The organism is Neobacillus sp. NPDC058068 (assembly GCF_042885335.1).
Classification (GTDB): Bacteria; Bacillota; Bacilli; order Bacillales; family Cytobacillaceae; genus Neobacillus.
In genome coordinates, this window is record NZ_JBHVSI010000022.1 from 1 (window position 1) to 12,842 (window position 12,842).

Annotated in this window: 12 protein-coding genes; all 12 read right to left on the reverse strand. The window is 39.6% G+C overall.

Annotated elements, in window-relative coordinates; translation table 11 throughout:
* Nucleotides 1-99 precede the first annotated feature (99 nt).
* A complete protein-coding gene (gene recA / locus ACFVSW_RS22305) occupies nucleotides 100-1,140 on the reverse strand; it encodes a recombinase RecA (protein WP_387318813.1) in 1,041 nt (346 codons plus the stop codon).
* A gap of 282 nt (nucleotides 1,141-1,422) precedes the next feature.
* Complete coding sequence (locus tag ACFVSW_RS22310) at nucleotides 1,423-2,676, reverse strand: competence/damage-inducible protein A (RefSeq protein WP_387318814.1); 1,254 nt, start codon at nucleotides 2,674-2,676, stop codon at nucleotides 1,423-1,425.
* A 23-nt stretch (nucleotides 2,677-2,699) separates the two neighbouring features.
* Complete coding sequence (gene pgsA / locus ACFVSW_RS22315) at nucleotides 2,700-3,284, reverse strand: CDP-diacylglycerol--glycerol-3-phosphate 3-phosphatidyltransferase (protein WP_387318815.1); 585 nt, start codon at nucleotides 3,282-3,284, stop codon at nucleotides 2,700-2,702.
* Nucleotides 3,285-3,335: 51 nt separating this feature from the next.
* Nucleotides 3,336-4,256 carry a helix-turn-helix domain-containing protein gene (locus ACFVSW_RS22320; RefSeq protein WP_387318816.1) on the reverse strand — a complete coding sequence of 307 codons (921 nt, stop codon included), beginning with the start codon at nucleotides 4,254-4,256 and terminating at the stop codon, nucleotides 3,336-3,338.
* A 21-nt stretch (nucleotides 4,257-4,277) separates the two neighbouring features.
* Complete coding sequence (locus ACFVSW_RS22325) at nucleotides 4,278-5,069, reverse strand: DUF3388 domain-containing protein (RefSeq protein ID WP_387318885.1); 792 nt, start codon at nucleotides 5,067-5,069, stop codon at nucleotides 4,278-4,280.
* A 182-nt stretch (nucleotides 5,070-5,251) separates the two neighbouring features.
* Nucleotides 5,252-5,497, reverse strand: coding sequence for a DUF3243 domain-containing protein (locus ACFVSW_RS22330; RefSeq protein WP_387318817.1), 246 nt, complete (start codon nucleotides 5,495-5,497; stop codon nucleotides 5,252-5,254).
* Nucleotides 5,498-5,576: 79 nt separating this feature from the next.
* The gene (ymfI, locus tag ACFVSW_RS22335; RefSeq protein WP_387318818.1) at nucleotides 5,577-6,299 is read right to left on the reverse strand and encodes an elongation factor P 5-aminopentanone reductase; all 723 of its coding nucleotides are present in this window, start codon (nucleotides 6,297-6,299) and stop codon (nucleotides 5,577-5,579) included.
* A gap of 74 nt (nucleotides 6,300-6,373) precedes the next feature.
* On the reverse strand, nucleotides 6,374-7,663 hold the full coding sequence (gene yfmH / locus ACFVSW_RS22340; RefSeq protein ID WP_387318819.1) for an EF-P 5-aminopentanol modification-associated protein YfmH: 1,290 nt from the start codon (nucleotides 7,661-7,663) through the stop codon (nucleotides 6,374-6,376).
* A complete protein-coding gene (yfmF, locus tag ACFVSW_RS22345; RefSeq protein WP_387318820.1) occupies nucleotides 7,663-8,943 on the reverse strand; it encodes an EF-P 5-aminopentanol modification-associated protein YfmF in 1,281 nt (426 codons plus the stop codon). Before yfmF ends, yfmH begins: the two co-directional genes overlap by 1 nt.
* 178 nt (nucleotides 8,944-9,121) lie before the next feature.
* Nucleotides 9,122-10,072: an ABC transporter permease gene (locus ACFVSW_RS22350; RefSeq protein WP_387318886.1), complete on the reverse strand. Its 951-nt coding sequence runs from the start codon at nucleotides 10,070-10,072 to the stop codon at nucleotides 9,122-9,124.
* A 76-nt stretch (nucleotides 10,073-10,148) separates the two neighbouring features.
* Nucleotides 10,149-11,192 (reverse strand): ABC transporter permease, encoded by a 1,044-nt coding sequence (locus ACFVSW_RS22355; RefSeq protein WP_387318821.1) that lies wholly within the window; start codon nucleotides 11,190-11,192, stop codon nucleotides 10,149-10,151.
* Complete coding sequence (locus tag ACFVSW_RS22360; protein ID WP_387318822.1) at nucleotides 11,185-12,720, reverse strand: ABC transporter ATP-binding protein; 1,536 nt, start codon at nucleotides 12,718-12,720, stop codon at nucleotides 11,185-11,187. The genes ACFVSW_RS22355 and ACFVSW_RS22360 overlap by 8 nt, the downstream gene beginning before the upstream one ends.
* Between the last annotated feature and the right edge of the window lie 122 nt (nucleotides 12,721-12,842).

Below are 12,842 nucleotides of genomic sequence, written 5' to 3' on the forward strand. Positions count from 1 at the left end.
GTCTCACCTGTCCCGCTGCTCCCGCAGGAGTCTCGCGCCTTCCACTCCAATCAACATTGTGCTCAAAATCAACAATGTGCTTTAACACAGCCAAATTAATTAATCAATTAACTCAAATTGATCGTCATCATCTGTTTCTGTAATAACCTTTTCGCTGTCTAAACCGTAATGATCGCGAATTTTTTGATGAATTTCTTGACGGAGATCAGGATTTTCCTTCAAGAATAACTTTGCGTTTTCACGCCCTTGACCAAGTCTTTCATCATTATAGGAATACCAAGAACCGCTCTTCTGAACGATATCTAATTCAGAGCCTAAATCAATGATTTCGCCTTCTTTAGAAATTCCTTCACCATACATAATATCTACTTCAGCAGTCCGGAATGGTGGCGCAACTTTATTCTTAACAACTTTGATCTTTGTCTTGTTACCGACCATATCAGTGCCTTGCTTAAGTGTTTCAGCACGGCGTACTTCTAGACGAATTGTCGAATAAAACTTGAGCGCACGGCCCCCAGGCGTGGTCTCGGGGTTTCCAAACATAATTCCAATTTTTTCGCGAATTTGGTTAATGAAGACAGCAATTGTCTTCGATTTGTTAATGGAGCCGGATAGTTTACGAAGTGCTTGGGACATCAAGCGTGCTTGTAAACCAACGTGAGAATCTCCCATTTCCCCTTCAATCTCCGCTTTTGGAACTAGTGCAGCTACTGAGTCGACTACAATAATATCAATTGCACCGCTTCGGACAAGTGCCTCTGCGATTTCAAGAGCTTGTTCACCGGTATCAGGCTGCGATAACAATAACTCATCAATATTAACACCCAACTTTTGTGCATATGTTGGATCGAGGGCATGCTCGGCGTCGATAAACGCTGCTTGTCCACCATTTGCTTGTACTTCAGCAATTGCATGCAAAGCAACTGTTGTTTTACCCGAGCTTTCTGGCCCATATATTTCGATTATTCTGCCGCGGGGGTACCCGCCAACCCCTAGTGCTGCATCAAGTGCTAATGAGCCGCTGGGAGATGTTAAGATCTTCGTATCTGTTTTCTCTCCCATCTTCATGACGGAACCTTTACCAAATTGTTTTTCTATTTGTTTTAACGCCATTTCTAAGGCGGCCTTACGGTCACTCACAAATAGTTCCTCCTTTTATAATAAAAATTTTTTTAAAATTTACTTGAATCTAGCAAAATAATACCTATTAATAATATAACCTCTTTCATCCAATTTGTCGAGTAAAAACACGAACATTTATTCTGTATCATTCCAAACTATTTATTCTGGCAAAATTGACAATTTAGCCCTTCAAACGCCTCTTATTACATAGTTAGTGGCTCGATAAGCACTAATTCTTAATTTGTCGGAAAATTCACCAAAACAGCATAAAAAAAACTCCAAAAAAAAATCACGGAATGCTTATTTCGCATTCTGTGATTCTTTCAGATTCTTTAATAAAAAATAACAGCCGAATTTTACGGCTCGATTACGGATCGCATCTCTTGTACCACTAAAGGTAATCTTTTCAACAATTGTCGGGCTTCCCTTAGCGGCAATTCCAATATAAACAGTGCCGACTGGTTTACCTTCCAGTTCTTCCGGACCAGCTACACCAGTAAAGCTAATTCCGATATCCGCAGCCAAAATCCTTGCCGCATTTTCCGCGAGCTCTTTTGCGCATTGCTCACTCACGGCGCCGTGTTTTTCTAGCGTTTCTTGATTCACCTGCAAAATATGCTGCTTAACCTCATTTGAATAGCAAACGACTCCGCCCTTAAACACTGAGCTTGCACTTGAAATCGCAGTTAACTCCTGCTGGAACAGCCCGCCTGTTAAACTCTCGGCAGCTGTAACGGTTAATTTTCTTTCCTTTAACACTTTCATCAGCTCATGCAATAGCGAAGTGTTGTCATAGCCATAAAGGAATTCTCCCACACGCTGATTGATCCTTTTTTCCACATCATCAAGCATAGTGTGTGCAATATTTTCATCAGGATGTTTTGCAGTCAATCTTAATGTTACCTCGCCATCACCTGCGAGCGGAGCAATTGTAGGATTGCTTTGCGCTTCAATGATATCTATGACTTCCGTTTCCAGTGCCGCTTCCCCAATACCGTAAAACCGCAGCACTCTTGAGACAATCTTCTCATTGGAACCAGTTTTTGAGGAAAGCGCTGGACCTCCATAATCAAGAAACATTGGTTCCATTTCTTTTGGCGGCCCAGGCAGGAGCATATAAATATGGCCCCCTGTTTCTAACACCATTCCTGGTGCCATTCCATGATCATTGGCAAGAATCTGAGATCCTTCTAGGACAAGGGCTTGCTTACGGTTGTTTTCTGTCATGACCCGGTTTGTCCGCTTGAAAAAAAGCTCAATCGAAGCAAATGCCATTTCGTCCATAACGAGCCCTTTTCCAAGGTGACGAGCAATCGTTTCCTTTGTCAAATCATCCTTTGTAGGTCCGAGCCCGCCAGTAAAAATAATGATTTCGGAGCGCGCTTCTGCATGTTCAATCGCAGCTTTTAATCTTTCAGGATTATCACCTACGACCGTATGATAATAAACATCAATTCCTAGTCCCGCTAAGTGCTGAGATAAGAATCTTGCATTCGTATTAACAATTTGACCGAGTAACAATTCCGATCCAACGGCGATAATCTCAGCGTTCACATTCATCTCTCCTCAGTCAAAGCCTACTTTGAGTTTTTTAGTATATGACTATTTTTCGCAAAATAATCCCAGCCAGACCATACCGTAAAAAATAATGCTACCCACAATGACACGATGTCAAAGCGAAATGGTATCAGCACAAAAATAAAATTATGTAACAAAATGGACGATATCGCGATTATCTGAGTCCATGTCTTAATTTTCCCCAGCATATTAGCGGCCACCACTTCACCCTCACCGGCAAGAAGCAGGCGCAGACCGGTTACAGCAAATTCCCTGCTGATAATAATGATGACGATCCAAGAAGGGGCATACACGTCATTAAGTTCCACTAGGACAATAAGTGCAGCCGATACTAACAGTTTGTCCGCAAGCGGGTCGAGAAATTTCCCCATATTGGTCACGAGATTATACTTTCGGGCGTAATGACCATCAATCCAGTCGGTTGATGAAGCGATAATAAAAATCAATGCCCCGACAAAATGGGTTACTGGCAGATTCGCCCCAAGAAAATTCATTTTCCCCCAATCAAAAGGAGCTAGCATAATGATCAAGAATAAGGGGATTAAAAGAATTCTTGATACAGTTATTTTGTTTGGAATATTCATAATTTTCCTCCACAAGTTTATTGAAAGCGAAAAATAGCCATCAATAGATGACTATTCGCTCTTCGGAACATATTGAATCGTAATGTTCTGAACATCTTTAGTCGGTGCAACTGCATACTCAAGCAATTGGTCATTTACATAGATTTCAGTATCAGCCGCGTTTCCAACTCTAATAACGGCACTGCTTTCTGCCGATAAATCTACGGTTTGGCTCTCGGGTCCGCCAGTTTCAAGTGTTTTTAGTGTTCCTTGAAAAAAGGATTTCCCTTTCCCATTTTTAATACTAACCCAAGTTTGACCTTTTGACACCAATTTGACAACAAATTTGTCTGCATTTTTTAAATCATAAGTTGAATTCTTGCCACTGCTTTGTACGACCGAAACTTCTTGTTTAGGTGCTTCTACTACAGGCGGCTTCTCTTCTTCCGGTTTTGTCGTTTCCTTGTCTTTTCCGCTGTCTTTTTCACTATCTTTTTCCTTATTATTATCTTTTTCATTCCCTTTTTCTAGCTTTTCGTTCGTAGTAAGTTTAACGGGATCATTCTCTTTATTCGTCAAGCTCTTTGAATCAGTGCCGGAATAGTGAGAAAAAAAATAATAGGCAGTAGATAATATACCAATAACAAACACACCGATTAAGATCTTCGGAAGAATATCAAAGATTTTTGAATTTCCATCTGTCATCGTTTTTTGTGTTTTCACTCTTGATAATTGCTGCGGTAAATCCTCATTTAAAGGTGCCGGAATTTCACTTTTATACGTTTCAAAAATTTCATCAGGATTGAGGCTCAGTGCCTCGGAATACTGCTTGATAAAGGCACGCACATAAAAATTCCCGGGCATGCTTGAATAATTACCCTCTTCAATACCAATTAAATAACGTTTTTGAATCTTTGTCATGGATTGTACGTCATCCAAACTTAATCCTTTCGCTATTCGGGCTTCTTTTAGTCGATTCCCTAATTCTGTCACCTATTAACACCTTCCAATTTATTAAAAATCAAAATCTCCAAAATCAGATCCGGAGAACATATTATGCTGGTCAACAATATCGTATGTAATCTCTTCTTCAGAGTCATTCCTTAGTTCGATAATGTAATCAAAATCTTCCAGGGTATATTCCGAGTTTTGTACGAATATATCAGGATGCTCCACTACCTTAACAGCCGGTAATCGCATAATTTCACGGACAAGCTGCCAGTGACGCTCATTTGCACGCCTTGTCGAGACAATCCCATCAAGAATGAACAGGTTATTTTCATTGTATTCATCTTCAATTAGTTGATTGCGAATCGTTTGTTTCAAAAGCGTGGATGATACAAACAACCAGCGCTTATTTGCACAAACACTTGCAGCTACAAGTGATTCTGTTTTGCCAACTCGGGGCATTCCGCGAATACCAATTAGCTTATGTCCATCCTGCATAAATAATTCTGCCATAAAGTCTACTAATAATCCAAGCTCATCCCTTACAAAACGGAAAGTTTTTTTATCATCGGCGTCCCTTTGAATATAGCGACCGTGTCTGACCGCTAGTATGTCACGGAGCTTCGGTTCTCTTAGTTTGATTAATTTTATTGTGTCCATTGTATGTAAAATTGACTCAAGTCGTTTAATTTGATCATCATCTTTTGCTAAAATAAGCAGACCACGTCTTCCTTCATCAACACCATTGATGGTGACAATATTAATTGAAAGCATACCCAACAAAGAAGAAATGTCTCCTAATAGCCCTGGACGGTTCTTTTGGATTTCATATTCTAAATACCATTCTTTTTTCAAAATTAAAAACCTCCTAAAAAGAAGTTTCGACAATTTTTTCACAATTCCTCATCTAAACCTAATAATAAATGATTTTGTATAAAGATGAAAGGAAAAACATATAAAACTTATATGGAGTACCACGCCGCAATAGGCAAGCCCCTTTTCCATACAAAAAAGAGAGGAGATGCCCCCTCTCTTTCCGATTATTCTCTAACAAGTTTAACCATAATATTCGCAATTGCCTGTTGTTCCGTCTTGTCAGCAACTGACCACATGTCAGAAAGAATTCTTTCCTGCTCATTTTTCGGATCCACTTGATTTGCTAAATAATCCCCAATTTGAAAAGCAAGATTGTTGATTGCACCTTCACTCATACCTTCATTTTGTGCGTGTTCAAGACGACCACCAAGAAATTCTTGCCACTGCTTCCAATTATCTAAAACAGACATCATCATACCTCCTTTTAAAATAGTACATCGTTATTTTGCGAATAAGCGGCTTAAACTATTCATGAAATATTTCCGATTATTATGTGTACCAGCCACCGTTAATAGCAAGGACTTGCCCCGTAATGTAGGAAGACTCGTCTGATAGTAAAAAGGCAACACTTCTCGCTATTTCTTCAGGCTGCCCAAGTCTTCCCATTGGGATCTCAAAAGAAATCCGTTCGAGCTCTTCCGTTGTAAATCCCTCCATCATCTTTGTTTCAACCGCACCAGGAGCGATTGCGTTAACCCGAATGCCGTTTAAAGCTACTTCTTTACTTAGGGCCTTTACAAACGCAATCTGTGCACCCTTTGATGCCGAATAGGCCACCTCACATGCAGCCCCAGTTTGACCCCAAACAGAGGTAATCACAATAATATTTCCTGTTCCCTTATTTAATAATTTCGGAAGCAGCTCTTTTGTCATCATTAGCGGACTTAATACATGAACATTTAGTAAAGCTTCTGCTTCTTCTTGCCTTAAATCCATTAATAATCCATAATGACTGTTTCCTCCACAGTGAATAATCGCATCCAAGGAAAAAATTTGCGAACATACTGTCTTATATCCATTTACGTCCCCCAAATCGGCATGGATGGGAATATACTCTCCACCATAAGGCTGAAGCTTGTTCAGTAAGTCTTTAATTGCTTGTTCATTTTTATGATAATGTAAATATAAATGATAACCTTTTGCTGCCAAGTTACAAGCAACCGCTTGTCCGATTCCACCGCTTGCTCCCGTGATTAGCGCGAATTTTTTCATAAAAACCACTCTCTCTCTAAAATAAACAATAATTCGGAGGAAAAGCGCCGAATAAACGGCGCTTCCTCACTTTGTTACTTTTTTGGAATTACCTGACATACGGAAAAGCGCTCCTCGGAAATAACTTCTGCAGCTAAAGTTTGTACTTCACCCAGGGTAATCTTTTCAAGTGTTGGCACAACATCGAATAAGTTCATCTCATTAAATGCATAACGGGTAAATTGATTCGCGATATATTCAGGTGAATTAATCGCCCGCAAAAATCCGCCAATCTTTTTCCTCTTTGCCCTTTCTAACTGCTCTTCTGAAAAAGTACTGCTGTTCGTAGCTTCTAAGAGCATTTTTTTAAGCTTTTCTGCCAGTTGATCCGGTTCGCTCGTGTCTCCGCCTATCATGGCGAAGCCAAAGCCTTGTTCCTGGGTATAGTCGTAGGCAAATGTTTCATCAATCAAACCTTCATTATACAGCTGGTTATAGTGTTCTGAACTTTTCCCAAACAATAAATCAAGAAATACATTCATTGTTAACTCGTTTTTTAACATTTCATTACCTGTTTGGTCTACATGGAGTGCTTTGATGCCTACTAAACATTTCGGTGTTTGCACATTCATTTGCAGCACTTGTTTTTTTTCTGCCGCACCTTGCGGCTCGTCTGAAAATTGACGCTTGATTTCAGGCATATCCTTATATTCTTTTTTTGCTTGGTTTTCCCTCACTTGATTCATGAAAAGCTCTGGGTCAACAGGCCCGACAATAAACAATAGCATATTGCTCGGATGGTAGAAGGTATTGTAACACTCATACAGCCAATCTTTTGTGATATGTGAAATCGATTCGATGGTGCCTGCAATATCGATTTTTACAGGATGATGTTGATATAGATTTTGAATCAGGCCAAAATATAAGCGCCAATCAGGATTATCATCATACATTGTAATTTCTTGCCCGATAATTCCTTTTTCTTTTTCCACTGTTTTTTCGGAAAAATAAGGTTCTTGGACAAAATCAATCAATGTTTCTAAGTTTTTTTCAACATCGGACGTGCTCGAAAACAAATAAGCAGTCCTTGTAAACGATGTAAATGCGTTTGCGGATGCTCCTTGGCGGCTAAACTGCTGAAACACATCGCCATCTTCCTTTTCAAAAAGCTTATGCTCAAGGAAATGAGCAATCCCATCAGGAACCTTGACATACTCCTCTTTTCCTAATGGAACGAATGTATTATCTACTGAACCATACTTGGTGGTAAAGGTGGCATACGTTTTATTGAAGCCTTTCTTTGGCAAAATATAAACATTGAGCCCGTTCGCCATTTTTTCATGATATAGTTCTTCCTGAACCTGGTCAAAAGTTATTTTCTCCATCAATCTCCCGCCTCCGTTCCTGTTAGGAAATAGATTGTATCAAGATCAATCTTTTTGGCCACAGCCATAATGGCTTCTTTCGTTGTTTTCTGCATCTCAGTCAGCCACGCTTCAAGATTGATATCTGTTTTTGCTATGATATTATGATAAAGTATTTCCTGCAGTCCTCTTGATGTATCAAGTGTTTCGAGCATTTGATTTTGAATGACAGCTTTTGTCTGGGCAATTTCCTGGTCAGTGAAATCCCCGTTTCGCATTGCTTCCATTTGTTCATGAATGATGCTAACTGCCTGGTCATAGTTCTTTAAATCAATCCCTGACATCACCATCATTAACCCTTTATGGCTTTCTAAACGACTGGCAGCATAATAGGCAAGGCTGGCTTTTTCACGGACGTTGATGAATAGCTTAGAATGTGAAAAGCCGCCGAAAATGCCATTGAAAACCTGAAGATCAAAATAATCGGGGTCACCATAAACAATGTTTGTTCGATAACCCATATTTAATTTACCTTGTTTTACATCCTGTTCTTCTTTAATCTCGTTTACTTCAGCCCGTTTGTTAATTTCCTGTGTTTTCACCTTTTTAGGTGTCCGGTCTTCAAACTGCAGCAGCTCTCCTGCTAGTTTTTTTACTTCTTCCTCGTTTACATCCCCAATTACATAAAGATCCATTTCATCCTCTAGAAACGCTCTTTTATAATAATCGTATAAATTCTCCGGCGTAATTTCATCGACATCTGCTGCTTCTCCATTCACCTGAAGGGCATAGGGTTCATTCTTACACATTTCTTCTAAAAGACGGACATTGGAATAGCGCATTTTATCATCAAAAACAGAGTGAATTCTCGCTTTATGTGTTCGCTTTTCTTTTTCAACCGTTTCGTGGTCAAAAGCACTTTCCGAAATGTTTGGATTGGTCAAAATTTCTGCCAGTAATTCAAAGCCTTTTTTTAATAAAGGAGTTGAATCGCTTAAAAATTTCTCATTAGCAATTTCTAATGTGAAACTCATGATATGGTATTCACCTTTTTTAGCTAAATCAACAAATAGCGTCGCACCATATAATTCATCGAGGTAGGACCGAAGTGCCGGTGTTGAAGTATATTTAGCTGAACTGCTCTGGAGCACTTGTGGAAGGAGAGCCCTTTTCGTTACGTCTTCTTTTGTCAAAGGTGCTTTCATTTTCCAAAAAAATGTATTCGTTTTGTATTTTTCCGTTTCAATTACATGGAGTTTAAACCCCTGCAATTCTGTGATGTTTTCCTTTACAGCGTCCATTTACGTTCCTCCTTATCTAATAAAGGTCATACTTAACAATATGTAAACATTTTTATAGTTTTTCCTCAGAAATAAAACATATACTTCTACTATAATTTGCCAAGCATGTTCAATACAAGTATTTACCCTTTAAAAGCGCAAAAGAACCCTCGATTTATCGAGGGTTCAAAGATTAAGATTATCTGCTTCCTTTGATGTAATGCACACCGTCTGCTTTTGGTGCTTCTGCACGGCCGATAAAGCCCGTTAGTGCTAATATCGTCAATACATATGGTGCGATAAACAGATAGACGTTTGGAATGTTGCTTAAGAAAGGTAAGCTTGATCCAATAATACTAATACTTTGGGCAAAACCAAAGAAAAGGGCTGCACCCATCGCACCAAGTGGATGCCATTTACCGAAAATCATTGCGGCCAACGCCATGAAACCTTGACCGCTGATGGTGGCATGGTTAAAGTTTTGAGAGATCGATTGGGCATACACTCCACCGCCAATTCCACCAAGAGCTCCAGAGATAATAACGCCATAATACCGCATTTTCGTTACATTAATCCCCATCGTATCAGCCGCCATTGGATGTTCACCAACAGAGCGAAGTCGTAAGCCAAATGGAGTTTTATAAATAAAATACCAGGCAATTACAGCGACAATAATCGCTACAAATGATGTCCAATACGTGTTTTGGAAAAATATCTCTCCAATATATGGAATTTTACTCAAATAAGGAATATCAACTTTACCAAAACTATGCTTTATGATATCTGTTTCACCTTTATCATAAATTAACTTGACTAGGAACATGGTTAAACCAACCGCAAGCAAGTTAATCGCTACCCCGGAAACCGTATGGTCTGCACGGAAGGTAATCGCTGCGACCGCATGCAGAATGGAGAAAATCGCACCGGCTGCCATCGCAACCAATAAAGCAATCCATGGTGTCGCACTTCCAAATGTATCAGAAAATGTTAAGTTAAAGACAATTGATGAGAATGCTCCAATAACCATTAAACCTTCTAGACCGATATTGACAACCCCAGAACGCTCGGAGAAAACTCCTCCTAATGAAGTGAAGACTAGTGGGGCTGCCCATAATAATGTTGAAGGAACAACAATCATTAATATTTGCATTAAGCTTAAGCCGCTATGTCCATTAGAAGCGGTGGCAAGAACAGTGTTTGATAGAGAAAATAATAATCCACTCATCTTACTTCACCTCCTTTTTGCTGAATCGTTCAAGAACAATCCTTATGATGTAGCTTGATGCGACGAAGAATACAATCAAGGCAATGATAATATCAACTAATTCTTTTGGCACCCCTGCAAGCGGCATCGATAAGGCACCAATTTTTAATATACCAAATAATAAAGCTGCGAAGAATACCCCAAGTGCCGTATTGCCGCCTAATAACGCTACGGCGATTCCGTTAAATCCGACACCAGTAAACCCGCCTTGAACAGCCATATAACCGAAAGTTCCCAACCCTTCCATCGCACCGGCAATTCCAGCAAAACATCCGGAAATAACCATGGAAAGAATAATATTTTTATTTACATTCATCCCGGCATAATGAGCGGCATCCTGATTGAAACCAACAGCACGTAATTCATAGCCCCTTGTAGTTTTCTCTAACAGGAACCACATGATAAAACAACAAATAATGGCAATGATAATACCCCAGTGGATGGAAGATCCAGTCGTAAGGTTTGACAGCCAGTCAGAACGTAATGATGCAGTCTCGTGAATCTTCGCTGTTTTTGATGAACCTTGGTTCATTTTCGTATTAACAATGTAGTTAACCGTGTGCAAGGCAATATAGTTCATCATGATCGTAACAATAACTTCATGGACGCGGAAACGTGCTTTTAACAATCCTGGAACGAAGGCCCAAAGACCACCGGCTATCATTGCGGCTAAAATGGCTAGCGGTAAATGAATAATTGCAGGAAGGTCGAAAGTTACTCCAACCCAAACAGCAGCAAGCCAGCCAACGATAAATTGTCCTTCAACCCCAATATTAAATAAGCCAACCCGAAAGGCAAAGGCAACGGCAAGACCCGCTAGTATATAGGGTGTCACCTGTCTAACGACCTCACCAATTTGATACACATCCCCAAAAGCCCCTTGTCCTAAGGCAATAAATGCATCTACTGGATTGTATCCACTCACAAGCATGATGATCGTTCCAAAAATAATTCCTAATATTACAGCAAAAATGGGTGTTAAGATATTGACTAAGCGTTTAGACATGTGTTCCTTCCCCCGCTTCTTTTCGATTCGAGCCTGCCATTAACAATCCGAGCTCTTGCTCTGTTGTTTCTTTTGGATCGACAACGGCAACAATTTGACCTTCATAAATAACAGCAATCCGATCGCTGACATTGATAATTTCATCCAACTCGAATGACACTAGTAAAACAGCTTTTCCATTGTCACGCTGTTCAATTAACCGTTTATGAATAAACTCAATCGCGCCAACATCTAGACCACGTGTCGGTTGTGCAGCAATTAATAAATCCGGGTTTCGATCCACTTCACGGCCAATAATAGCTTTTTGTTGATTTCCACCTGAAAGAGCCCGTGCCAAAACATATTCACTTGGTGTCCGAACGTCAAACTCTTTAATTAATGTTCTTGCCTTATTGTAAATTTCCTTAAAGTTTAAGATTCCGTTTTTCGAAAATGGCCGTTTATAATACGTTTGCAAAACCATGTTCTCGCCGATTGGGTAATTCAAAACTAATCCATGCTTATGGCGATCCTGTGGAATATGGCCAAGACCTGATTCGGTGATTTTCCTAGGAGAAAGACCAAACAGCTCTTTTCCATTTAACTTAACACTGCCTCTTTCTGCTTTTAGTAAACCAGTAATTGCTTCAATAAATTCAGATTGTCCATTCCCATCGATTCCGGCAATACCGACAATTTCACCGGCACGAACGGATAAATTCAATCCGTTGACAACCGTTACGCCACGAGAATCCTTAACGACCAAATCTTTAATATCCAATACATCTTCTTTAGGAACAGAAGGTGTTTTTTCCGTTTTAAAATCAACCTCACGTCCGACCATTAGACTAGCTAATTCATTCGGATTCGTTTCACTCACATTGACCGTTCCAATCCCTTTTCCTTTTCGGATGACTGTACAACGATCAGCCACTTCCATAATTTCTTTTAATTTATGAGTGATAATGATAATTGATTTACCCTCTTTAATGAGTGTTTTCATTATTTGAATGAGTTCTTTAATTTCTTGTGGTGTAAGTACAGCTGTTGGTTCGTCGAAAATTAATATCTCAGCTCCGCGATAGAGTGTTTTTAATATTTCTACCCGTTGCTGCATTCCAACGGAAATATCTGAGATTTTCGCTTGGGGGTCAACAGCCAATCCATAACGTTCCGAAATGTCGCGAACTTCTTTCTCAGCCTTTTTAATATTGATTTGTCCACCAGACGTAATTTCTTTACCAAGAATAATGTTCTCGGTAACCGTGAACTTATCAACAAGCATAAAATGTTGGTGAACCATCCCGATTCCAAGATCGTTCGCAATATTCGGATTTGATATGTGTACCGGTTCTCCCTTTACCCTAATCTCACCTTTTTCTGGTTGGTATAATCCGAAAAGAACATTCATCAATGTTGTTTTTCCGGCACCATTTTCACCGAGTAAAGCATGAATTTCTCCCTTTTTCAATTGAAGGGTAATGTTATCATTCGCGACGAAATTGCCAAATTCCTTACGAATGTTGAGCATTTCAATTACAAATTCCATCTTTTCTCACTCCCTGTGATAAGATAAAAGGAAATTATGACCAATAGTAGTAAGAGGTCAGACCTTTCCAAGTTTTAAAAAAACAGGGAATTTCTCCCCACTAAAATCTTCAATGAAATGCA

Coding starts and splice junctions, on each gene's coding strand:
- pgsA (WP_387318815.1), bottom strand. CDS start 3,284: ATGAATATTCCAAACAAAATAACTGTATCAAGAATTCTTTTAATCCCC.
- ACFVSW_RS22330 (WP_387318817.1), bottom strand. CDS start 5,497: ATGTCTGTTTTAGATAATTGGAAGCAGTGGCAAGAATTTCTTGGTGGT.
- ymfI (WP_387318818.1), bottom strand. CDS start 6,299: ATGAAAAAATTCGCGCTAATCACGGGAGCAAGCGGTGGAATCGGACAA.
- yfmH (WP_387318819.1), bottom strand. CDS start 7,663: ATGGAGAAAATAACTTTTGACCAGGTTCAGGAAGAACTATATCATGAA.
- yfmF (WP_387318820.1), bottom strand. CDS start 8,943: ATGGACGCTGTAAAGGAAAACATCACAGAATTGCAGGGGTTTAAACTC.
- ACFVSW_RS22350 (WP_387318886.1), bottom strand. CDS start 10,072: ATGCAAATATTAATGATTGTTGTTCCTTCAACATTATTATGGGCAGCC.
- ACFVSW_RS22355 (WP_387318821.1), bottom strand. CDS start 11,192: ATGTCTAAACGCTTAGTCAATATCTTAACACCCATTTTTGCTGTAATA.
- ACFVSW_RS22360 (WP_387318822.1), bottom strand. CDS start 12,720: ATGGAATTTGTAATTGAAATGCTCAACATTCGTAAGGAATTTGGCAAT.